At 69.1% G+C, this 21,746-nt stretch carries 21 protein-coding genes; 9 read left to right on the forward strand and 12 right to left on the reverse strand.

The genetic code is table 11. The features are described from left to right. Positions 1–46: 46 nt before the first annotated feature. Positions 47–1,285, reverse strand: coding sequence for an Hsp70 family protein (locus tag ACSVDD_RS25545; RefSeq protein ID WP_448192243.1), 1,239 nt, complete (start codon positions 1,283–1,285; stop codon positions 47–49). Positions 1,286–1,621: 336 nt separating this feature from the next. On the opposite strand from ACSVDD_RS25545, the gene ACSVDD_RS25550 reads away from it, so the two are divergent. Then, positions 1,622–2,965, forward strand: a complete 1,344-nt coding sequence (locus ACSVDD_RS25550) for a DEAD/DEAH box helicase (RefSeq protein ID WP_448192244.1) — start codon at positions 1,622–1,624, stop codon at positions 2,963–2,965. A gap of 49 nt (positions 2,966–3,014) precedes the next feature. Then, positions 3,015–3,590, forward strand: a complete 576-nt coding sequence (locus ACSVDD_RS25555; protein ID WP_448192245.1) for a hypothetical protein — start codon at positions 3,015–3,017, stop codon at positions 3,588–3,590. 244 nt (positions 3,591–3,834) lie between these two features. Here the strand turns inward: ACSVDD_RS25555 and ACSVDD_RS25560 are convergent, their stop codons facing one another. The 6 genes from ACSVDD_RS25560 to dctP form a co-directional block, all read right to left on the reverse strand. Then, complete coding sequence (locus tag ACSVDD_RS25560) at positions 3,835–6,456, reverse strand: glycosyltransferase (RefSeq protein ID WP_448192246.1); 2,622 nt, start codon at positions 6,454–6,456, stop codon at positions 3,835–3,837. An 85-nt stretch (positions 6,457–6,541) separates the two neighbouring features. Beyond that, a complete protein-coding gene (locus tag ACSVDD_RS25565; protein ID WP_448192247.1) occupies positions 6,542–8,062 on the reverse strand; it encodes a malonate--CoA ligase in 1,521 nt (506 codons plus the stop codon). A gap of 12 nt (positions 8,063–8,074) precedes the next feature. Further along, positions 8,075–9,430: a malonyl-CoA decarboxylase gene (locus ACSVDD_RS25570; protein ID WP_448192248.1), complete on the reverse strand. Its 1,356-nt coding sequence runs from the start codon at positions 9,428–9,430 to the stop codon at positions 8,075–8,077. 10 nt (positions 9,431–9,440) lie between these two features. Beyond that, positions 9,441–10,775 (reverse strand): TRAP transporter large permease, encoded by a 1,335-nt coding sequence (locus tag ACSVDD_RS25575; RefSeq protein ID WP_448192249.1) that lies wholly within the window; start codon positions 10,773–10,775, stop codon positions 9,441–9,443. Beyond that, positions 10,775–11,350, reverse strand: a complete 576-nt coding sequence (locus ACSVDD_RS25580; protein ID WP_448192250.1) for a TRAP transporter small permease — start codon at positions 11,348–11,350, stop codon at positions 10,775–10,777. The genes ACSVDD_RS25575 and ACSVDD_RS25580 overlap by 1 nt, the downstream gene beginning before the upstream one ends. Further along, positions 11,350–12,372 carry a TRAP transporter substrate-binding protein DctP gene (dctP, locus tag ACSVDD_RS25585; protein WP_448192251.1) on the reverse strand — a complete coding sequence of 341 codons (1,023 nt, stop codon included), beginning with the start codon at positions 12,370–12,372 and terminating at the stop codon, positions 11,350–11,352. Before dctP ends, ACSVDD_RS25580 begins: the two co-directional genes overlap by 1 nt. A 152-nt stretch (positions 12,373–12,524) precedes the next feature. Between dctP and ACSVDD_RS25590 the strand changes: the two genes are divergently transcribed. From ACSVDD_RS25590 to ACSVDD_RS25600, 3 genes are all read left to right on the forward strand, one after another. Further along, positions 12,525–13,208, forward strand: coding sequence for a GntR family transcriptional regulator (locus ACSVDD_RS25590; RefSeq protein ID WP_448192252.1), 684 nt, complete (start codon positions 12,525–12,527; stop codon positions 13,206–13,208). A gap of 61 nt (positions 13,209–13,269) precedes the next feature. Beyond that, positions 13,270–13,512 carry a type II toxin-antitoxin system prevent-host-death family antitoxin gene (locus ACSVDD_RS25595; protein WP_448192253.1) on the forward strand — a complete coding sequence of 81 codons (243 nt, stop codon included), beginning with the start codon at positions 13,270–13,272 and terminating at the stop codon, positions 13,510–13,512. A gap of 26 nt (positions 13,513–13,538) precedes the next feature. After that, complete coding sequence (locus ACSVDD_RS25600; RefSeq protein WP_448192254.1) at positions 13,539–13,943, forward strand: growth inhibitor PemK; 405 nt, start codon at positions 13,539–13,541, stop codon at positions 13,941–13,943. A gap of 22 nt (positions 13,944–13,965) precedes the next feature. Here the strand turns inward: ACSVDD_RS25600 and ACSVDD_RS25605 are convergent, their stop codons facing one another. Then, entirely contained in the window at positions 13,966–14,181 is a 216-nt protein-coding gene (locus ACSVDD_RS25605; protein WP_448192255.1) for a SlyX family protein, read from the reverse strand. 141 nt (positions 14,182–14,322) lie between these two features. Here ACSVDD_RS25605 and ACSVDD_RS25610 point away from each other — a divergent pair, with 141 nt between their 5' ends. Genes ACSVDD_RS25610 through ACSVDD_RS25620 form a run of 3 tightly spaced genes read left to right on the forward strand, consistent with a single transcriptional unit; the run spans position 14,323 to position 17,403 of the window. Then, entirely contained in the window at positions 14,323–16,740 is a 2,418-nt protein-coding gene (locus ACSVDD_RS25610) for a heavy metal translocating P-type ATPase (RefSeq protein ID WP_448192256.1), read from the forward strand. Next, complete coding sequence (cueR, locus tag ACSVDD_RS25615; protein ID WP_448192257.1) at positions 16,737–17,156, forward strand: Cu(I)-responsive transcriptional regulator; 420 nt, start codon at positions 16,737–16,739, stop codon at positions 17,154–17,156. Before ACSVDD_RS25610 ends, cueR begins: the two co-directional genes overlap by 4 nt. Positions 17,157–17,211: 55 nt before the next feature. Next, entirely contained in the window at positions 17,212–17,403 is a 192-nt protein-coding gene (locus ACSVDD_RS25620) for a hypothetical protein (protein WP_448192258.1), read from the forward strand. A 61-nt stretch (positions 17,404–17,464) separates the two neighbouring features. On the opposite strand, the gene ACSVDD_RS25625 is transcribed toward ACSVDD_RS25620, so the two are convergent. Together ACSVDD_RS25625 and gltA are read right to left on the reverse strand one after the other, a co-directional pair. Beyond that, a complete protein-coding gene (locus ACSVDD_RS25625) occupies positions 17,465–18,337 on the reverse strand; it encodes an LOG family protein (protein ID WP_448192259.1) in 873 nt (290 codons plus the stop codon). Positions 18,338–18,347: 10 nt separating this feature from the next. Next, positions 18,348–19,682 carry a citrate synthase gene (gene gltA / locus ACSVDD_RS25630; protein WP_448192260.1) on the reverse strand — a complete coding sequence of 445 codons (1,335 nt, stop codon included), beginning with the start codon at positions 19,680–19,682 and terminating at the stop codon, positions 18,348–18,350. A 204-nt stretch (positions 19,683–19,886) separates the two neighbouring features. Between gltA and ACSVDD_RS25635 the strand changes: the two genes are divergently transcribed. Further along, positions 19,887–20,054 (forward strand): hypothetical protein, encoded by a 168-nt coding sequence (locus ACSVDD_RS25635; RefSeq protein WP_448192261.1) that lies wholly within the window; start codon positions 19,887–19,889, stop codon positions 20,052–20,054. A gap of 3 nt (positions 20,055–20,057) precedes the next feature. On the opposite strand, the gene ACSVDD_RS25640 is transcribed toward ACSVDD_RS25635, so the two are convergent. Together ACSVDD_RS25640 and fdh3B are read right to left on the reverse strand one after the other, a co-directional pair. Next, positions 20,058–21,059, reverse strand: a complete 1,002-nt coding sequence (locus ACSVDD_RS25640; RefSeq protein WP_448192262.1) for a formate dehydrogenase subunit gamma — start codon at positions 21,057–21,059, stop codon at positions 20,058–20,060. 40 nt (positions 21,060–21,099) lie between these two features. Then, positions 21,100–21,735: a formate dehydrogenase FDH3 subunit beta gene (gene fdh3B, locus ACSVDD_RS25645; RefSeq protein WP_448192263.1), complete on the reverse strand. Its 636-nt coding sequence runs from the start codon at positions 21,733–21,735 to the stop codon at positions 21,100–21,102. Positions 21,736–21,746: the final 11 nt, after the last annotated feature.

Consider the following 21,746-nt stretch of genomic DNA (forward strand, 5'->3'; position numbering starts at 1 on the left):
AGTGGATGCCCGTGTCAAGCACGGGCATGACGGAAAAGGTAAAGCGTCAGCCGGTCCCATACCGCCGCACCGCCTCCACCGACAGCCCTTGCCCGACCGAGCCGAAGGTGTCGCCTTCGATCACCCGCGCCTCGGGGAAACCGCCGACGATCGCCGTGCGGACGTGCGGCAGCAGCGTCGAGCCGCCGGTCAGGAATACTGCGTCGATGTGCTCGACCGTCGTCCCGGCCTGCCGCAGGCAATCCCGCACCCGCGCCCCGATCCGCCCGGCCAGCGCCCCTGTCGCGTCCACCAGCGCCTGCGCCGAAATCTCCGGGTCGGTCTCGTCGAGGTCGAGCGCCAGTCTGGTGCTGGGCGAACCGGACAGCGCGATCTTGGCGCGCTCCACGTCCATGGCGAGCGCGTGGCCGCGGTGGTCCTCGACCACGCCGATCAGCCGCCCGATCAGTTCCGGCTGCGCCGATTCGCGGTGCACGCGCTTCAGCTCGGCCATCGACTTGGCGGTGTAGAGGAAGTTGATCCGCGACCACGTCGCCAGATCGAGGAAGAAGCTCTTGGGCGCCAGCAGCCCCGCCCGCTTCATGGCGCTGCCCAGCCCCAGCATCGGCATCACCGCCGCAAGGCTGAGGTCGCGGTCGAAGTCGGTGCCGCCCACCCGGATGCCGTCGTTGGCCAGGATGTCGTCGGCGCGCTCGGCCCGGTGCCGGCGCTCCGGGCCGATGCGGACGATGGAGAAGTCCGACGTGCCGCCGCCGATGTCGGCGATCAGCGCCAGCTCCTCGCGAGCGACCTGCTGCTCGTAATCCAGCGCCGCCGCGATGGGCTCGTACTGGAAGGACACGTGATGGAAGCCGATGCCGCGCGCGATCTCCTCCAGCGCCTGTTCGGCCGCCGCGTCGGCCTGCGCGTCGCCGTCCACGAAGTGCACCGGTCGGCCGTGCACGACGGCGTCCAGCGGTGCTCCCGCAGCCTCCTCGGCCCGGCGGCGGACTTCGCCGAGGAATTGGCCGATGACGGCGCGGAAGCTGATCCGCCGGGCGCCCAGCGAGGTGTCGGCGTCGATCAGGTCGGTGCCCAGCGCCGACTTGATGGAGCGCATCAGTCGCCCCTCGGCACCCGCCGCGTAGGCCTCCAGCGCCGCGCGGCCGTAGGCGGTGCCGGCGGTCTCGAAGTCGAAGAACAGCGAACTGGGCAGCGTCGTGCTGGCGCCCTCCAGGGGCAGCAGCCGCGTATCGACGCCCAACGTCGTGTTCGACGTTCCGAAATCCAGACCGCACGCCGCCATGGGACCCTCCGGGGTGACCGAGGCGGCGACCCTATACCGATGTCCGGCGCCCGGATCAATGGCCGGATCAACGGCGGTCGGCCCGCGCGCATAGCCGGCATTACCGGGCGTGACTCCGAAAAGGCTGGCGTTGCAGTGCCGAAGCGCCTACATAGGGCCTGCATTCGGAGGCACATTCGTCGTCCGAGCGAGGTTCGATAGCTCGATGGGTGGATTCAGATCCACCCGGTTTACGACGCAACAGCGCCTCCCTCTATCCTCCGGCATGATCGACACCTGACTGATCCGCGGCTTTGCGACGGGCCGCGGCGATGTCGCTTGCTTGGGAAACATATTTTGACCTTTTCCGAACTGAATCTGCACTCCGGTCTTCTCCGTGCCATCGACGCCGCCGGCCACACCGCGCCGACGCCGATCCAGGCGCAGGCCATCCCGGTCGCCCTGGAAGGCCGTGACGTCCTCGCCACCGCCGATACCGGCACCGGCAAGACCGGCGCCTTCCTGCTGCCCTCGCTGCACCGCCTGATGCAGGCCGACGACGCCAACGCCGCCGGCGAGCGCCGTCCGCGCTCGCACGGCCCCCGCGTCCTGGTGCTGGCGCCGACCCGCGAACTGGCCCGTCAGGTGACCAACTCCGCGCGCACCTACGTAAAGTTCCGCCGCCTGTTCGTCGTCGATGTGCTGGGCGGTGCGCCGTTCGGCCCGCAGGTGCGTGACCTGTCGCGTCCGGTGGACGTTCTGGTCGCCACCCCCGGCCGCCTGCTCGACCACATGCGCCGCCGCACCGTCCGCCTGGACGAGGTCGAGGTGCTGATCCTCGACGAGGCCGACCGCATGCTCGACCTGGGCTTCGCCGAGGACATCGCCGCCATCGGCGCCGCCTGCCCGGCGACCCGCCAGACGCTGCTGTTCACCGCGACGCTCGACCGCCGCATGGAGAACGTGGCCCGCGGCCTGCTGCGCGATCCGGCCCGTGTCGCCGTCGAGAGCACCCCGGCCAGCGCGCCCAAGATCGAGCAGCGCGTGCTGTACGCCGACGATCTGGGCCACAAGCGCCGTCTGCTGCGCCACTTCTCGGCGTCGCCGGAGATCCACAAGGCCATCATCTTCGCCGCCACCAAGCGCGACGCCGATGAGATCGCCGCCGAACTCGCCGCCGACGGCCACGCCGCCGCGGCGCTGCACGGTGACATGCGCCAGGAGGCCCGCACCCGCACGCTCGGCAAGCTGCGCGACGGGCGCGTCCGGCTGCTGGTGGCGACCGATGTCGCCGCGCGCGGCATCGACGTGCGCGACATCTCGCACGTCATCAACTTCGACCTGCCGCGCAGCCCGGAGGACTACGTCCACCGCATTGGCCGCACCGGCCGGGCGGGTGCCGAGGGCATCGCGATCTCCTTCGCCACGCGCACCGACCGCGGTTCGCTGATGAGCATCGAGCGCCTGATTGGGTCCTCCGTGCCGGTGCACACCGTGCCCGGCCTGGAGCCGACGCAGCGCCATGACGCGCCGCCGCGCCCGAAGCGCACCGGCTTCCGCAACGGCCCGGCGCGCCCCTGGCACAACAACGACCGCGGCAACGGCGGTGGCGGCGAGCGCGCCGACCGCCCGGCGCCCCGCTCCTGGAAGTCCGAAGGCGGCCGTTCCGCCAAGGGCGGCCACACGCGCGGCCGTTCGTAAGCATGGGTAAGAAAAAAGCCCTTCTCCCCTTGGGGGAGAAGGGCTTTTTTTGTCACTGAAATCGGTGGTGGACACCGTGGACGAATGGGCTGGCAAGGCCCATTTGGAACCGATGATCCGTTCCACCGCCGTCCGCATCGGCAAGCCGCCGCCGCTCTGGCCGTCGCAGCTCGCGCACTGCCGGACGCTGATGCGTGACCTCAGCGCGCCGGCCATCCTGGTCGAGGGGCGGCTGATGGACACGCCCTTCGGGCCGCGCATCGCCGCCACCATGGACGTGCCGCCGGAGATGGGCGCGGTCAAGCTGGCCGGCCATCCGGCCTACCGGCTCGCCATGCGCGACGCCGCGGGAATGGTGACCTTCGCCCGCATGGTGGCGCTGAACGCCAGCGGCATCGACCCGATCACCGCCAGCCGCGAACCCGAATCGGTGCTCTGGCAAGTCGTCGTGCTGCCGGCCGGCGTCACCCTGATCGCCCGCACGGACAGCGCCGACTACGGCCCCTTCCTGCTTTCCGAAGACGAACCCGACGAGCGGCTGAGCGCCTTGGTGGACCACCAGCTGTCGTTCGCCGGCATCACCGTCGGCGACCCGCCCCCGCCCGATGTCCTGAACCGGGCCTGAGACGCCGGCGGGGCGGCAACCTGAGACGGAACCTTTCAGGGCCGCCGGCCGTTTGTGCCCGCATCGGCGTGTTTCCCTGAGAGGAGTGATCGGGATGACAAACGTCTTCTACATCATCGGTGTGATTGTCGTCGTGCTGGTCATCCTGTCCTTCCTTGGCCTGCGATAGACCGTTTCACGAAGAAAATGGAGGCCGGCACCCTGGGGGCGCCGGCCTCTTTTTCGTTGCGGGACCCGGCCCGGATCAGGCCGTGGCGGTCTGCCGGCTGGCCTGGGGGATCGGGGCGGTCTTGGCAACGCGTGCCGGGCGGGCCGGGAGCATGTCGCCGACCGCGAAGGCCACCGCCATCAGGTTCGGCACCGCCATGGCGGCGAGCAGCACCGCCCACAGCGCCAGCGACAGCGTGCCCAACGGGTTGACGAGCGCCGCCGTGGCCGCGGCCGCCACCAGGGCGCCGGACAGGTAGGCTTCCGGCCGTGCGCAGAACTTCGACGGCGCCCGCTGCCCGCCCTTGGCGGTGACGCGGAAGGCGTCGCGCTTGCGGATCAGGCCGCGCAGGGCCGCCAGCGCCACCGTGGTGGACAGCGCCATGCCGACCGCGCAGGCTCCCAGCGACTCCCGCCACCCGTTGTTCGAGGCGTAGCGCGAGGCCAGCAGGCTCGACCCGGCGCGCAGCAGCAGCGCACCCAGCACCGCGGCGGTCGCCTGCACCGGCGGCAGGTGCAGCGGCAGCACCAGCGAGGCGAAGGTCCACACCACCGCCGCGGCGGCGGCGAACAGGCCCACCGCGTCCGACCACCAGCGCGCCCAGTTCAGCAGATAGCCCAGCTTCTGCCGCCCGGTCAGGCCCTTGAAGCCCGGCAGGAACTTGCGCCAGTGGGCGCGCAGGATCTGCGTCGAACCGAACACCCAGCGGTCGCGCTGCTTGCGGAACTGCATGAAGTTGTCCGGCGCCAAGCCCTCGCCCAGCCGCTCGTCGGTGTAGGCGGCGCGCCAGCCGGCCGACAGGATGCGGATGCCCAGCTCGGTGTCCTCGCAGATGCCCTCTTCCGACCAGCCGCCGACATGGTCCATGGCGGAGCGGCGCAGCATGATCATCGTGCCGTGGCAGATGAACGCCTGACTGCTCAGCCCCTCCTGCATGCCGACGTCGAAGAACGGGCGGTACTCGGCGGTCATGGCGGTCTTCAGCAGACTCTCGTGGCCGTCGCGGTGCTCCTGCGGGGCCTGGACGATGCCGACGGAAGGATCGGCGAAGTGCGGCGCCAGCTTGGACAGCCAGTTCGGCGACACCGTGTAGTCGGCGTCCAGCACCGCGACGATCTCCGCCTCCGGTGCCGTGTGGCGCAGCGCGGCGTTGAGCGCGCCGGCCTTGTAGCCGCTGATTTTCTTGTACCAGTGGAACTTAAACTTCGGGCCGAGCTGCTCGCACAGCTCCGCGACGGGCGTCACCAGCGCCTCGTCCTCGGTGTTGTTGACCAGCACGACCACCTCGTAGTTCGGGTAGTCGAGGTGCGACAGCGCTTGCAGCGTGGCGCCCAGCACGTCCGGCTGCTCGCGGCAGGCGGCGACGTGGATCGACACGAAGGGCGTGTGCCCGGCGTCCGGGACCTCACGCGGCAGCAGCGCCGGGGCACGGCCGGTGAACAGACGGCGCGCCACGTCCACCAGATCGGCGAAGGCGACACCGATCATCAGGGCGCCGAGCAGGAAGGCCGAACCCCAGGTGGTCAGCGCCCCAAAGGTCAGGTACTCGCCGTACGCACCGGCGACCGCCATGCCGACCGACAGGCCGATGACGTTGGCGCCGACGCCGGCACCCAGCGCGAACAGGGTGTTGGAGCGGCGGCGGAAGGCCACCAGGGCGGACAGGGCAAGGCCGAGGAGGATTGCGACACCGGCGCCGACACGGTCGCCGTAAGCGGCCGGGACCACGCCGGACAGCGGCCATTTCGGCGCGCGGTCGGCGTCGAGCATGCCCCAGGTCGGGCCGGGCGAGCCTTCGATGGTGGATTTCCACACGCCGTCGAACGCCTCGACCACGTTGTAGTGAATCCCCAGCATGCCGGCTTCCGCCGCGAAGCCGCGCACCACGGCGGCCTGCGCCTGCGGCGAGGGGAACGCGTCGTGGAAGTTGTCGCCGCCCGAGGGCCAGCCCACCTCACCGACGAACAGCGGCTTGCCCGGATGGGCCTTGCGGACGGTATCCAGACGGTCGCGCACCCAGGCCAGCGCCTTGTCGGCCGGCACGCCTTCCCAGTACGGCAGCACGTGGACGCCCATGTAGTCGGACGCCTTCACGGTGTCCTGCGCCTTGACCATCTCCGACCAGACGTCGGCGGTGCCGACCTGGATGCGCTTGGGCAGCGCCGCGCGCACGCGCTTGACGTAGGCGGCCAGCTCGGCGTCGGTGACGTCGGCGCGCAGCAGCGATTCGTTGCCGACGATGACGCGGGTGACGCCGCGCACTGTGCGGGCCAACGCGATGCCGCGCTCGACCTCCTGCTCGTTCTTGGCCTTGTCGCGGCTGATCCAGATGCCCAGCGAAACGTCGAGCCCGGCGCGCGCGGCGATGGCCGGCACCTGCCCCTGGGCGCCCAGCGACGAGTAGGTGCGCACACCATCGGCGAAGCCGGCGACGGACGACATGTCCTTCTCGATCTGCGCCACCGGCACGTTGGGGGAAGTGTTCGGGTCGTAATCCCGCCCGGAGGGCGAGTACGACACGGATTCGATGCGCCCCGGCTCTGCCCCGATGGGCGTCGACGTGTTGCGCCAGGACCAGAAGGACGCATGGCCGGCGGTCACGGCCAGCAGGGCGGCGGCGATGGCCGCGGACCGCATCGAACGCTTCGGGTTGCTCATGGGGGTTTTCGGCTCGCGAAGGCTGCGTTGCGCGGGTGTTGATCACCCGACAGCGAGACGAACACGGGTGTCCGAAAACTATTCCCTACTTCCCGTACAGCGCGCCATACATGTCGCGCAGGATATTCTTCTGCACCTTGCCCATCGTGTTCCGCGGCAGGTCGTCCACGAACAGCACGCGCTTCGGCAGCTTGTACTTGGCCAGCCGGCCGTCCAGCGCGTCCAGCACGCCGCGCTCGGTCACGTCAGCCCCCGGCTTGCGGGCCACCACCGCGGTGACGCCCTCGCCGAAATCCGGGTGCGGCACGCCGATCACCGCCGATTCCGCCACGCCGGGCAGGGCGTCGATCTCGCTCTCGACCTCCTTGGGATAGACGTTGTAGCCGCCGGTGATCACCAGATCCTTGCCGCGGCCGACGATGTGCGCATAGCCGCGCTCGTCGATGCGCCCCAGGTCGCCGGTGATGAAGAAGCCGTCGGCGCGGAACTCCGCCATGGTCTTCTCCGGCATGCGCCAGTAGCCCTTGAAGACGTTCGGCCCCTTCACCTCGATGACGCCGATCTCGCCCTGCGGCAGTTGCTTGCCGGTCTCCGGGTCGGCGATGCGGATCGCCACACCGGGCAGCGGGAACCCCACCGAGCCCGGCACCCGGTCGCCCTCATAGGGGTTGGAGGTGTTCATGTTGGTCTCGGTCATGCCGTAGCGTTCGAGGATGGCGAGCCCCGTCCGCTCCTTCCATTCCCGATGCGTGTCGGCCAGCAGCGGCGCCGAGCCGGAGACGAACAGCCGCATGTGCGCCACTGCGTCGCGCGTCAGCCGCTGGTCCTGGAGCAGGCGGACGTAGAAGGTCGGCACCCCCATCATCACCGTGGCCCGCGGCAGCAGCCGGAACACCGCGTCGGGGTCGAACCGCGGCAGAAACAGCATGGACGCCCCGGAGACCAGCGTCACGTTGGTCGCCACGAACAGCCCGTGCGTGTGGAAGATCGGCAGCGCGTGCAGCAGCACGTCGCCGCTGGAAAACCGCCAGACGTCCTTCAGCGTCACCGCATTGGACGCCAGATTGCCGTGCGTCAGCATGGCGCCCTTCGACCGCCCGGTGGTGCCCGAGGTGTAGAGGATTGCCGCCAGATCATCCTCGCCGCACGCCCGATCCTCGAACTCCGTCGCACACCCGGCCGCCCGTTCCAGCAAGGTGCCGGTACGCCCGTCCGTGCCCAGCGTCTCCGTCGCGGCGACGCCCAGGCGTTCGGCCAGCGGCGCGATCTCGGCGGCCCGTTCCGGTGTGCAGACCACGACGCGCGGCTCGGCGTCGCCGATGAAATACTCCAGCTCCGTCAAGGTGTAGGCGGTGTTGAGCGGCAGGAAGACCGCCCCCAGCCGCAGGCACGCGAGGTAGAGCACGATGGCGTCCGGGCTCTTTTCCACCTGCACCGCCACGCGGTCGCCCGGCACCACGCCGAGCGCCGTCAGCGCGTTGGCGAGCCGGCCGGACAGCGCCGTCGCGTCGCCGTACGTCAGCCGGCGTCCCTCCGCCGTCTCGATGAACACCGCCTCGGACGAGGGCATGGAGCGCCGGATCAGCGCGAAGAAGTTCTGCGACATGATAAAGCCTCGTCAGGATTCGGCGGGCGCCAGTTCGGTGGACGTGGTGTCGGTGCGCAGCAGGCGGCGGACGCCGTTGGACGCAACCACCATGCCGTCCTCCACGAACGCCTCGTGGTTCCGCTCGATGTGCTTGAGGTCGTAGAGGTAGTTCACCATTAGGCCGTGCGCCTGCTGCAACCCCTTGGGCGACAGGTCGCCCAGCCAGTTGATGCGCTCCAGCCGGGCGCCGTTGCCGAGGTGGAAGCGGGCCACCGGATCGACCGGCTTGCCGCGGCTCCTGGCGCGCAGGAAATAGTGTGCGGCGGCCGACAGCAGCACCGGGCGCACCGCCTGCGCCCACTCCGGGTTGGCGTGCCAGCCGGGATTGTCGAGCATTTCCAGCGCCTCGCGCTCGTCGTCGGAGAACAGCGCACCGGACCGTTCCCGCGCCAGCCATTGGGCGAAGCCGGGCACCGGCGACAGCGTCACGAAGGTGTCGAGCGTCGGCAGCTCGCGGCTCAGCTCCTCCACCACCTGCTTGATGAGGAAGTTGCCGAAGGAGATGCCGCGCAGCCCCTCCTGGCAGTTGGAGATGGAGTAGAAGGCGGCGGTCCTCGCCCGCTCCGCGGTGATCGGCCGGCGGTTCTCGGCCAGCACGTCGGCGATGGAGCCGGGGATGTCGGAACTCAGCGCCACCTCGACGAAGATCAGCGGGTCGTCCACCAGCTGCGGGTGGAAGAAGGCGAAGCAGCGGCGGTCCGGCGGCTCGATGCGGCGGCGCAGGTCGTTCCAGTCGCGGATCTGGTGCACCGCCTCGTACTCGATGATCTTTTGCAGGATGTTGGCCGGCGTGGTCCAGCAGATCGGCCGCAGCACCAGGAAGCCGCGGTTGAACCACGACGAGAACAGGTGCTGGAAGTCGGCGTCCAGCGCCGCGAAGGCCGGGATGGAGGATTGCAGGCGCAGCGCGTCGGCCCGCATCTGCACCAGCCGCGCCGTGCCGCCGGGGGCGAGGTTCAGGCGGCGGATCAGCTCCTGCCGGCGCGGTTCGGCGGCCATGTGCAGTTCCAGCGCCGAGGCGTCGTCGCCGCGTGCGCGGTACGCCTCGATGGCCGCCTCCAGCCGGGCGCGGTCGGGGCCGTAGCGCTCGGCCAGCAGCGTCAGGAACGCCCGCTTGCCGTCGTCGCCCAGCGCGGCGTAGCGGGTCAGCACCTCGCGGGCCAGCGCTACGCCCGACGCCTCGCCGCGCCGCGACAGCAAGGCGTCGCACAGCGCGCCGAGATCGCCGGGGCTGGCCCCCGCCGCCGTCCGCGAGCGGCCCAGCAGGGCGCGGCCGCGGTCGGCGATGCTGTGCAGCAGGTCGCTGAAGTAAGCGCTGTTGGTCATCGCCCGCTCCTCAGCCCGCGTAGACCCAGTTGGGCAAGCCAGTGGCGATGCCGGGGAAGACGCACAGCAGCACGACGGAGAGGATCATCAGCCCGACGAAGGGCATCACCCCCCAGATCACGTCCTTGAGCGGGATGTCCGGGGCGATGTTCTTGATGACGAACAGGTTCAGCCCGACCGGCGGGTGGATCAGCCCCATCTCCATCACCACCATCATGACGACGCCGAACCAGATCAGGTCGAACCCGGCGGCGCGCAGCGGCGGCAGGATGATCGGTGCGGTCATCAGGATGATCGACACCGGCGGCAGGAAGAAGCCCAGCACCACCACCATCAGCAGGATGGCGGTCAGCAGCACCCATTTGGACAGGTGCATGGCGACGATGAACTCCGCCGCACTCTGGCTGATGTGCAGGAAGCTCATGACGTAGGAGTAGAGCAGCGACATGCCGATGATCATCATCAGCATCGTCGATTCCCTGAGCGTCGCCGTCAGCATCAGCCCCAACTGGTCGATCCGGTAGGCGCCATAGACCACCGCCACCAGCACCAGCGCCAGCACCGCCCCCAGGCCCGCCGTTTCGGACGGCGTGGCGAAGCCGCCGTACAGCGCCACCATGACGCCGGTCAGCAGGATGACGAAGGGCAGCACGCGCGGCAGCGTCGACAGCTTCTCGCGGGTGGTGAAGGACTCCTCCTTCAGCAGCGGCGAGTCGATGCCGGCGGCCAGCGCCATGCGCTTTTCCTTGCGGAAGCGCAGCACGGCGTAAGTGGCGAACAGCACCACCATCAGCACGCCCGGCCCGATCCCGGCGAGGAACAGCCGGCCCAGCGACTGCTCGGCCGCCACCGCGAAGAGGATCATGGTGATCGACGGCGGCAGCAGGATGCCCAGCGTGCCGCCCGCGGCGATGATGCCCGCGGCGAACCCGCCCGAATAGCCGCGCCGCCGCATCTCCGGGATGCCGGCTGAGCCGATGGCCGAGCAGGTCGCCGGGCTGGACCCAGCCATGGCGGCGAACAGCCCGCAGGCGAAGACGTTGGCCACCCCCAGCCCGCCCGGCACCTTGTGCAGCCACGCGTGCAGCGCGTTGTACAGGTCGGCACCGGCGCGCGACTTGCCGATGGCCGCGCCCTTGAGGATGAACAGCGGGATGGTCAGCAGCGTGATGCTCGCCATCTCCTCGTAGACGTTCTGCGCCACGGTATCCAGCGAGGCGGCCGGCATGAAGACGTACATGAAGATCGACGCCACCAGCCCGAGCGCGAAGGCGATGGGGATGCCGGTGAACAGGATGCCGAAGGTGGCCGCACCGTACAGCAGGCCGAGTTCGAGGGGACCCATCACGCCTCCTCCCCATCCGTCATCGAGGGGTCGGTCATCAGGTACTCGAGGATTTGCAGCAGCATTTGCAGCGACAGCAGCGTCATGCCCAGCGCCATGAAGGAATAGGGAATCCACAGCGGCGGCGACCACGTCGATTGGGTGACCATGCCGTCCTCCCACGCCTCGGCGCACAGCGCCCACGCTTTCCAGGCGAAGAAGGCGCAGAATCCCAGCGAGGCGATGTCGGCCAGGAACCGGCGCACCCGGTCCACCCCCGCCGGCAACAGCTCCGCCACCGCGTCGATGGCGACGTGGCCGCGGCGCGCCTGGACATAGGCCGACGACATGAAGGTGGCACCCACCAGCAGGAACACCGCCAACTCGTCCTGCCAGTCGGCGGGGTGGTGGAAGACGTAGCGGACGACGGCCTCGTGCGTCAGCACCGCGCCGGCCACCACCAGCGCGATGGACGCCGCCACCACGACCAACCGGTTGATCAGATCCAGCAGAGCGCCGACCGCCCGAAGCCCCGGCGCCCGCCGAACCGGCGCAGCCGTTTCCTCGATCACCAGGTTCCGTTCGGCCGTGGACATCAGACCTGCTCCGCCAGCTTGAGGAGGCGGGCGCCGTCCTTGGTGCGCTCGGCGAAGTCCTTCCACGCCGTCTCGCGGGCGATGTCCTTCCAGCGGTTGACGGTGGCCTCCGGCATGTCCTGCACCTGGACGCCGGCCTTGGAGTAGATCTGGGTGATGCGCTCGTCGTCGGCGCGGGCCTGTTCGTAGCCGAACGCCTCCATTTCCTCGCCGACCGCGACCAGCACCTTCTGCTGATCGGGGGTGAGGGAGTCGAAGATCGTCTTCGACATCATCAGCGGCTCCAGCATGAACCAATAGCTGCCGCGCCGCCCCACGGTGAGGTTCTTGGACAGCTCCTCCAGCTTGAAGGAGATCAGGCTGGTCGCCGAGGTGATGGCGGCGTCTACCGCCCCGGTCTGCATGCCGGCGTACAGCTCGTTCGACGGGATGGTGCTGACCGCGGCCCCGGCGGCCTTCAGCATCATGTCCATCTCGCGCGAGCCGCCGCGGATCTTGATGCCCTTGACGTCGGCGGGCTCGACGATGGGGCCGCCGCGCGATGCGGTGCTGCCCGACTGCCAGACCCAGGTCAGCAGCTTGATACCCTTGGCATCGAGGATGCGGGTGAGTTCCTGGCCGATCTCGGCCTTCTTCCACTTCATGCCCTGTTCGTAGCTGGTGACCAGACACGGCATCAGGCCGAGATTGGTCTCCGGTACCTCGCCACCCGCGTAGGGCATGGGGTACAGGCTGAGGTCGAGCGCCCCTTTGCGCATGGCGCTGAACTGCGCCAGCGTCTTCATCAGCGACGAGCCGGGGTACAGCTCGAACTTCAGATTGCCGGCACTGCGCTTTTCCACCTCGGCGGCGAAGCGGCGGCACAGGCGGTCGCGGAAGTCGCCTTCGTCCAGCGTTCCGCCGGGGAACTGGTGCGAGATCTTCAGCACCTTGGCGTCGGCGGCCCAGCCCAGCCGGCTGGCGGCGATGATGGCGGGAGCGGCCAGCATGCCGCCCAGCACGGCGCGTCGCGTCGTTTTCATGGCGTTTCCTTCCCTGCGGACCTGTGGCGCTCTCGTCCGGAGCATCCTTAAGGCCCATTGCATTCAATGTTGCTGATAATGTATACACGAAACGATTCGTGTGCGCAACATCCCCCGGGAGATGTATGCGGCGTCGGCGAGGGGAGGAGGCCATGAGTGATCGTGGAGAACCGAAGCAGAGCCGCGGCAGTCAACTCCGCGAGCTGCTGGAGGAGGAGATCGCCTCGGGCAAGCTGCCGCCCGGCACCCGGCTGGAGGAGGTGGCGCTCGCCGAACGTTTCAAGGTGTCGCGCACCCCCGTGCGCGAGGCGCTGACCCAGCTTGCCTCCGCCGGCTTCGTCGAGACGCGTCCGCGGCAGGGTGCGGTGGTGGCGACGCTGACCTTGCAGAACATCGTCGAGCGGTTCGAGGTGATGGCGAACCTGGAGGCGCTGTGCGCCGAGCTGTGCGCCCGCCGGATGACCGCCGCCGCCCAGAAGCAGCTGCTGGCGCTGCACCGCCACTGCGCCGAGGTGATCGAGACCGGTGATTCCGACGCCTATTACGAGGCCAACCGGCGCTTTCACGAGGCGATCTACGCAGGCAGCGGCAACCAGTACCTGGAGGAGATGACCCGCTCGCTGCGCAACCGCGTGTCGCCCTACCGCCGCATCCAGCTGCGCCACCCCGGCCGGATGCGCAGTTCATGGGAGGAGCACGACGCCATCGTCCGCGCCATCGCCGACGGCGACGCCGACGCCGCGCGCGAGATCACCAAGCGCCACATCGCCATCCAGGGCGACACCTTCACCGACTTCATGGCGCTGCTGCGCAACGCCCGGCTGGAGGTTGCGTGACGAAACTTGACGCCCCTGCGCAAAACACACATTTTGTGTAAATCGTGTTCAGGAGAGTGCCATGCCTGTTGTCGGGGCGAGCGAGTTCGTTCGGGGATTCGGCCGTTTCCAGGACGAAGCGTACCGTGAGGTCGTGAAGGTGACCAGTCACGGCCGGGTGATCGGCGGATATCTGTCGGCACCTGACCTCGCCCACTACGAACGCCTGAAACGCCGCGAGCGCGAGTTGCTGGTGGTCGGAGACCTGCCCGACGAGGTCGTTGCCGATATCGAGGCGGCCGAATACGGCGCCGACCCCACGTGAGCCTTCCGGTACCAAGACCGGGTCTCGTGATCCGCTACGCGTTCCTGTGGAGCCACGAGGCTCGCCAGGGGGCCAGCGAAGGCCGCAAGGATCGGCCCGCGGCGATTGTCGTGGCCACCCGCAAGGGCGCCGACGGGGAGATTCGCGTCATCGTCGCGCCGATCACGCACGAGCCGCCGAACGAGTCGGACGCGTCTATCGAAATACCGGCCAGCGATGCGGCGGCACTCGGACTTGACGGGGAACGCCACTGGATACGCCTGGACGAACTCAACAGGTTCGTGTGGCCGGGCTTCGACCTGAGGCCGATCCCCGGAACGTCTGGCGGCTATGATTACGGCATGATGCCGGAGAGCCTGTACAAGCGAATGAAGGCCGGCATCCTGGAACGGCAGCGAGCGCGCTCCCCCAAGGTCCTTGATCGGGACTGATGCCGGAACTGGGTATCGAAATTCAATAATGCGGCGGCGGCTTATCGTCCTGCGGCGAGCGCTCACCGCCGGCCTCCTGCACCGCCAGCCGGTCGCGCAGGCGGCGGACCTGGGCGGTCAGACGGTCGATGGTGCGGCCCTGCTCGAACACCACGGCCGACAGCTCCTCGCTCATCCGCTCATGGTGGGCGAGGCGGGTTTCCAGCTCGGTGAGGCGGGTCTCGATGGCGTCGTCCATAAGGCGTCCTGTCCTGGCGTGTTGCCGGCGCACCTTGCGGCAAACCGAGGCGCGGACGCAAACGTGCGCTGCAAAAATCCTTGACCTTCCCATCGTTGGAAGCCCCATCTTCAAGGGCAGCACGATATGGGGAGATCCGTCATGGCCGACACCGCGGTACCGGTGCGCACCGCGCCCGAACTGGACATCGGCATCGAGGGAATGACCTGCGCGTCCTGCGTCGCCCGTGTCGAGAAGGCGATCCGCAAGGTGCCGGGCGTCGCCGAGGTGTCGGTGAACTTGGCGACCGAGAAGGCCCGCGTCGTCTTCGCCGATGGCCGGCCCAACCCGCAGGGCGTCGTCGATGCCATCGAGGCGGTCGGCTTCCATCCCCTCGGCGCGGAGTTCGACCTCCAGGTTGGCGGGATGACCTGCGCGTCCTGCGTCGCCCGCGTCGAGAAGGCGCTGAAGAAGGTCCCTGGCGTCGCCGAGGCGAGCGTCAATCTCGCCACCGAGCGCGCCCACGTGACCGGCCACGGCATCGGCCTCGCCGATCTGGTCGCCGCGGTCGAGCGCGCCGGCTACGAGGCCGCCCCCGTCACCGGGCAGACCGCCGCCGCGCACGCCGGCGAGGCCCGCAGCGGGCGCGAACTGCGCCACGTCCTCATCGCCGCTGCGCTGTCGGCGCCGCTGGTGGCCGGCATGCTTGGCGAGCTGCTGGGCTTCGACGCCATGCTGCCGGGCTGGGCGCAGTTCGCCCTCGCCACGCCGGTGCAGTTCTGGCTGGGCGGACGCTTCTATCGGGCGGCCTACAATGCGGTGCGCGCCGGGGCCGGCAACATGGACCTGCTGGTGGCGCTGGGCACCAGCGCGGCGTGGGGGCTCAGCGTCTACACGCTGGCGACCGCGCACGCCGGCCACGCGCCGCACCTGTATTTCGAGGCGTCGGCGGTGCTGATCACCTTCGTCCTCCTGGGCAAGTGGCTGGAGGCGCGGGCCAAGGGACAGACCGCGGCGGCCATCCGCGCCTTGATGAACCTGCGCCCGGACACCGCCCGCGTCCGCCGCGACGGCCTTGAGACCGAAGTGCCGGTGGAGCGCGTGCGCGTCGGCGACGTGGTGGCGGTCCGCCCCGGCGAGCGCGTGCCCGTCGACGGCCGCATCGTCGAGGGAACCGGCAGCGTCGATGAATCCATGCTGACCGGCGAGCCGCTGCCGGTGGAGAAGGCCATCGGCGCGATGGTGACCGGCGGCTCCATCGACGTGGACGGCCTGCTGGCGGTCGAGACCACCGCCGTGGGCGCCGAGACCATGCTGGCGAAGATCGTCCGGCTGGTGGAGGGCGCGCAGGCTTCCAAGGCGCCGATCCAGCGCGCGGTGGACAAGGTCAGCGCCGTGTTCGTGCCGGTGGTGCTGGTCATCGCCCTCATCACCTTCGCGGCGTGGTGGGCGCTCGGCAGCGGCATCGAGGCGGCGGTCATCACGGCGGTGTCGGTGCTGGTCATCGCCTGCCCGTGCGCGCTCGGCCTCGCCACGCCGACCAGCATCATGGTCGGCACGGGGGCGGCGGCCCGGCACGGCATCCTGATCAAGGACGCCGAGGCGCTGGAGCGGGCGCACGCGGTGACCGCCGTCGCCTTCGACAAGACCGGCACGCTGACCGAGGGCAAGCCGCGCGTCACCGACCTGATCGCCGGTCCCGGCGGGACCGAGGCGGAGCTGCTGCGCCTCGCCGCCACCCTCCAACAGGGCAGCGAGCATCCGCTGGCGCATGCCGTGCGCGAACGGGCGGCGGGGCAGGGGCTTGACGACCGGCTCGGCGCGCTGGCCGACTTCAAGGCGCTGGCCGGGCGGGGCGTGTCGGGCGTGGTGGACGGGCGGCCGGTGCTGCTCGGCACCCGCCGGCTGATGGCCGAGAGCGGCATTGCCGATCCGGCTCTGGAGGCCCGCGCAGCCGATCTTGAAGCGTCCGGCCGCACCGTGTCCTGGCTGGCGGCGGACGGGCGGGCGCTGGGCCTTGTGGCGTTCGGCGACACGGTGAAGGAGTCCGCGCGCACCGCAATCCGCGCGCTGCACGACCAGGGCATCGCGGCGGTGATGGTGACCGGCGACAGCCGGGGCGCCGCCCAAGCCGTGGCGCGCGAGCTGGGCATCGACCGGGTGTTCGCCGAGGTGCTGCCCGGCGACAAGGCCGCCGTCGTGGCAACCCTCAAGGCCGAGGGGAAAGTTGTGGCGATGGTCGGCGACGGCATCAACGATGCCCCGGCGCTGGCCGTGGCGGATGTCGGCATCGCCATGGCGACCGGCACCGACGTGGCGATGCACACCGCGGGCGTCACGCTGATGCGCGGCGACCCGGTGCTGGTCGGTGGCGCCATCGACGTGTCGCGGCGCACCTACGCCAAGATCCGCCAGGGCCTGTTCTGGGCCTTCGTCTACAACCTCGTCGGCATTCCGCTGGCGGCGGCGGGCTTGCTCAGCCCGGTTCTGGCCGGCGGCGCCATGGCGCTGAGTTCGGTCAGCGTCGTCGTCAACGCGCTGACGCTGCGGGGGTGGAAACCCAATAGGAAACAGGCATGAACATCGGGGAAGCCGCCAAGGCGTCGGGCGTCAACGCCAAGCTGATCCGCTACTACGAGTCCATCGGCCTGATCCCCGAGGCCGGGCGCACCGCCGCCGGCTACCGTGTCTACACGCCGCAGGAGGTGCGCATCCTGCGCTTCGTCCGGCGGGCGCGGACTCTGGGCTTCAGCATCGAGCGCATCCAGGCGCTGGTCGGCCTGTGGCGCGACAAGCACCGCGCCAGCGCCGAGGTGAAGCGCATCGCGCTGGAGCATGTCGAGGAACTGGAGGCCAAGATCGCCGAGATGCGCGCCATGGCCGACACGCTCCGCGATCTGGCCGCCGCTTGCCACGGCGACGAGCGCCCGGACTGTCCGATCCTGCACGATCTGGAAAACCCCGGCTCGGCGAAGAGTGGTAGTGCCGCAGTTTGAAATTCCCCGCCGCCCGCGTTGCTGTATGCTCAAGGGACATCACTGGGAGGTGAGCATGCGGTATCACGTCATGGCGGGCGGTCCGACGGGCGTTTTCGGCCTGAAGCGCGACACGATCGAAGGCGCCGTCAAGAAGGCTGGCGAACTTCGGCAGAGCGGCGAATACAGCGACGTGCGGATCATCGACACCTCCACTGGCGCCGTCGTCGACGAGGCGCACGCCCTTGACGGGGCGGAGCACGGATAGGGGGATGCGGCGGGATTTGGTTCCTGTTGAAGCCCCTCTCCCGTAAAGGGGGAGGGGCTTTTTACTCCGGTTCCTCGGCCGACGACTTGCCGGTGCCGGCCGGCCCCAGGGGCGGGTTGCTGCGCTTCAGCCCGCGGCGGAGCATGGCCTCCCACGCCTCTTCCGCCGTGTCGACAAGGTCGAACCGGTCGAGGTCGCCGGGGCTGACCATGCCCTGCCGGACCAGCGCCTCGAAGTTCACCACTTCGTTCCAGAACGCCCGGCCGATCAGGACGATGGGCAGCCGCGTCGCCTTGCTCGTGTTCTGCAGGTTGAGAACCTCGAAGCACTCGTCCAGTGTGCCGAAGCCGCCGGGGAACACCGCCAGCCCGTTGGCGCGCATCGCCAGGTGCATCTTGCGGATGGCGAAGTAGTGGAAGCGGAACGTCAGCTCCGGTGTGCTGTAGGGGTTGGGGTGCTCCTCGAACGGCAGCACGATGTTGTAGCCGATGCTCGGTGCCCCGGCGTCGCTGGCGCCGCGGTTGGCTGCCTCCATCAACCCCGGCCCGCCGCCGGTGGCGATCACGTTGTCGAGCTGCCCGTCCGCGGTGGGCGCCAGCGCCCCGCCCTGTTCGGACACGAGGCGGGCGAAGCGGCGCGCTTCCTCGTACCACGCCGTCTGTTCGGTGCGCAGATCGGCCGCCGCCTTCTCCTCGGGGGTCATGGCGGAGGCCCGCATCTCCGCCGCCCGTTCGGGCGAGGGAACGCGGGCGCTGCCGAACACGACGATGGTGGAGCGCACGTTCCAGGCTTGCAGGGCCTCTTCCGGCTTGCCGTATTCCAGCATGAAGCGCACGCCGCGGGTGGACGGGCTCAGCAGGAAATCGCGGTCCTCGAAGGCGAGCCGGAAGCTGGCCGAGTGGTGGTTGGGTGCCGGGTGTGGCGTCTCCGTCATGCCGGCGCCGTCAGCGCTGCGCCAGGGGGGTGACCGACCGCGTGGTGGCGCCGGTGTAGAGCTGGCGCGGGCGGCCGATCTTCTGCTGCGGGTCCTCGATCATCTCTTTCCACTGCGAGATCCAGCCGACGGTGCGCGCCACGGCGAACAGCACGGTGAACATGGTGGTCGGGAAGCCCATCGCCTTCAGGATGATGCCCGAGTAGAAATCCACGTTCGGGTACAGCTTCTTCTCGACGAAGTACGGATCCTCCAGCGCGATCTTCTCCAGCTCCATGGCGATGTCGAGCAGCGGCTCGTCCTTGATGCCCAGCTCGTCCAGCACCTCGTAGCAGAGCTGGCGCATGATCTTGGCGCGCGGGTCGTAGTTCTTGTAGACCCGGTGGCCGAAGCCCATCAGGCGGAACGGGTCGTTCTTGTCCTTGGCGCGGCGGACGAACTCGGGGATGCGGTCGACCGAGCCGATCTCCTCCAGCATCTTCAGCACGGCCTCGTTGGCGCCGCCGTGCGCCGGCCCCCACAGCGCGGTGATGCCCGAGGCGATGCAGGCAAACGGGTTGGCGTGCGACGACCCGGCGAGGCGGACCGTCGAGGTGGACGCGTTCTGCTCGTGGTCGGCGTGCAGGATGAAGATCTTGTCCAGCGCCCGCGCCAGCACGGGGTTGACCTTGTACGGCTCGAACGGCGTGCCGAACATCATGTACAGGAAGTTCTCCGCGTACCCCAGATCGTTGCGCGGGTACATGAAGGGCTGGCCGACCGCGTATTTGTAGGCCATGGCGGCCATGGTGGGCATCTTGGCGATCAGCCGGTGCGACGTGATCATCCGCTGCACCGGATCGTTGATGTCCATGGAATCATGGTAGAACGCCGACAGCGCCCCGGCGACGCCGCACATCACCGCCATCGGGTGCGCGTCGCGGCGGAAGCCGCTGTAGAAGCGGATCAACTGCTCGTGCACCATCGTGTGATAGGTGATGGTGTGGGAGAAATCCGCCTTCTGCGTAGCGTCGGGCAGCTCGCCGTTCAGCAGCAGGTAGCAGACCTCCAGAAAGTCGCAGTGCTCCGCCAGATCCTGGATCGGGTAGCCGCGGTGCAGCAGCACGCCCTCGTCGCCGTCGATGTAGGTGATCGCCGACTCGCAACTGGCGGTCGAGGTGAAGCCGGGGTCGAAGGTGAAGTAGCCGGATTCGGCGTAGAGCTTGCGGATATCGACGGTCCGCGGCCCCGTGCTGCCCTCCAGCAGCGGCAGCTTGAAGCTTCGCCCGGTGGTGTCGTCGGTGACGGTTACGGTACCGACCTGGCGGACGGGGGCGTGCCCCGGCATCGTCGTCTTGGGCTCCATGCCGCTGCTCCTGCCGTTTGAGGGTTCTGTCTTACGCGGTTGCAATATGTGACGTGTGCGCGTTGGGCGGTCCCGTCAATGGGCGCGCACCCTCTAATCCCATCAGCAGGCCACGAAGCGGTACTCTTGGCAATCGGCTGAACGGACTATCTGGCTTGAGCGGCTGTTGACGGTGGAAGAAGCAGTCACGCGGGAGTGAAACCCATGAAGGCCTTCGGACTTGCGGTGCTCTTCGTGCTGGTGATGGCGGCCGGCGCCGGGGCCGTGCTGGAAGGTGCGTTCAGCCGCAGCGCGGACGACGCCTTCGCACTCTCCAGCGTGCGGGTCGGCGACGCCGGCTCCATCGAGCAGCGCCACTTCTCGGGCAAGTAGCCGCTATTCCGCGGCGCGGGGACCCACCCGCGCGCCGTTGTTGGCGAGCCCTTTCTTGAGCTGCTGCTCGTACCAGCGGCGGTGGTGGTCCTTGGCCCAGTTCTCGTCCACCTCGCCGGTGCCCATGGCATCGAACGCGCCTTCCATGCCCAGCGAGCCGATGTAGATGTGCGCCAGGATGATGGCGATCATCAGCGCCGCCAAGCTGCCATGGATGACGTGGATGATCTGCATGCCGCCGATGCCCGTCACGGCGAACGGCGCCAGCATCAGGAAGCCGGTCACCGCCAGCGCCCCTCCGCCCAGCACGACGGCCCAGAAGATGCCCTTCTGTCCGGCGTTGAAGCGCCCGCACTCCGGGTGCTTGCCCTTCTTCGACAAGAGGCCGCCCAGCGTCTTGATCCACACCAGATCGGCCTTTTCCGGGACGTTGTCGCGGATCCACAGCCCGATCATCAACAGAATGCCGAGGACGAACGGCACGCTGAGGAAGTTGTGCACGGCCTTGCCGTTTTCGGCCAGCGTGCTGAAGGCCGGATGCCCGATCAGCGGGATCAGCAGCGGCCGCCCGAAGGTCACCACCAGCCCGGTCAGCGCCAGCGTCAGGAAACTCACCGCGGTGGTCCAGTGCGCGAAGCGGTCGATCCCGCTGAAGCGCGGCACGGTCCGGCCGGAACGCCCCTCTTCGATGCGGATGGTGCCGCGCACGAGGTAGAACAGAGTCAGCAGCGCCGCCATGCCGAGAATGGCGATGGCCGCCCCCCAGCGCAGGATGACGGTGCGGAAGTCCCGCCACTGCCGCCCCTCCGGCTGGACCAGCACGGCGGCCTTGGCGTCGGGGATGCTGACGATACCGACCGTCTTGCCCCGCTGCGGCTGGTACAGCTCCACCTGCTCCTTGGAGTTGGGCGAGTTGGGGCCGGGCGTCTGGGTGAGCTGCGCCTGCACGGCGGGGGCTGCAAGCAGCAGCGCCGCGAGGAGCAGGAGGTGCCTGAGGTGCCGCATGATGTCATTCCCTCGCTTGTTTTTTTCATGCCGAAGGGCTCTAACTGCCGCCCGTCCCCATATGCCCCGGCGCCAGCGCGTCGTCGCGGTTGTGGACTGCGTAGGCCGTCGTCCACCCCGGCGCCCCCGAGCCATACCCCCGCCGCACCACCCGTTCCTTGTAGATGTCGGCCAGCACGTCGCCGTCGCCGGCCATCAGCGCGCGGGTCGAGCACATCTCGGCGCACAGCGGCAGCTTGCCCTCGGCCAGACGGTTCTTGCCGTACTTCTGGAATTCCTCGGGGGAGTTGTCGGCTTCCGGGCCGCCTGCGCAAAAGGTGCACTTGTCCATCTTGCCGCGCCCGCCGAAGTTGGTCGTCTTGGGGAACTGCGGCGCCCCGAACGGACACGCGTAGAAGCAATACCCACACCCGATGCACAGATCCTTGCTGTGCAGCACCACGCCCTCGGCGGTCTGGTAGAAGCAGTCCACCGGACACACCGCGGCGCAGGGCGGGTCGGTGCAGTGCATGCAGGCCATGGAGATGGAGCGCTCGCCCGGATCGCCGTCGCGCAGCGTGACGACGCGCCGCCGGTTCATGCCCCAGGGCACCTCGTGCTCGTTCTTGCAGGAGGTGACGCAGGCGTTGCACTCGATGCAGCGCTCGGCGTCGCAGAGGAATTTCATGCGTGCCATCGGATGATTCT

Source organism: Azospirillum terrae (genome assembly GCF_053470425.1).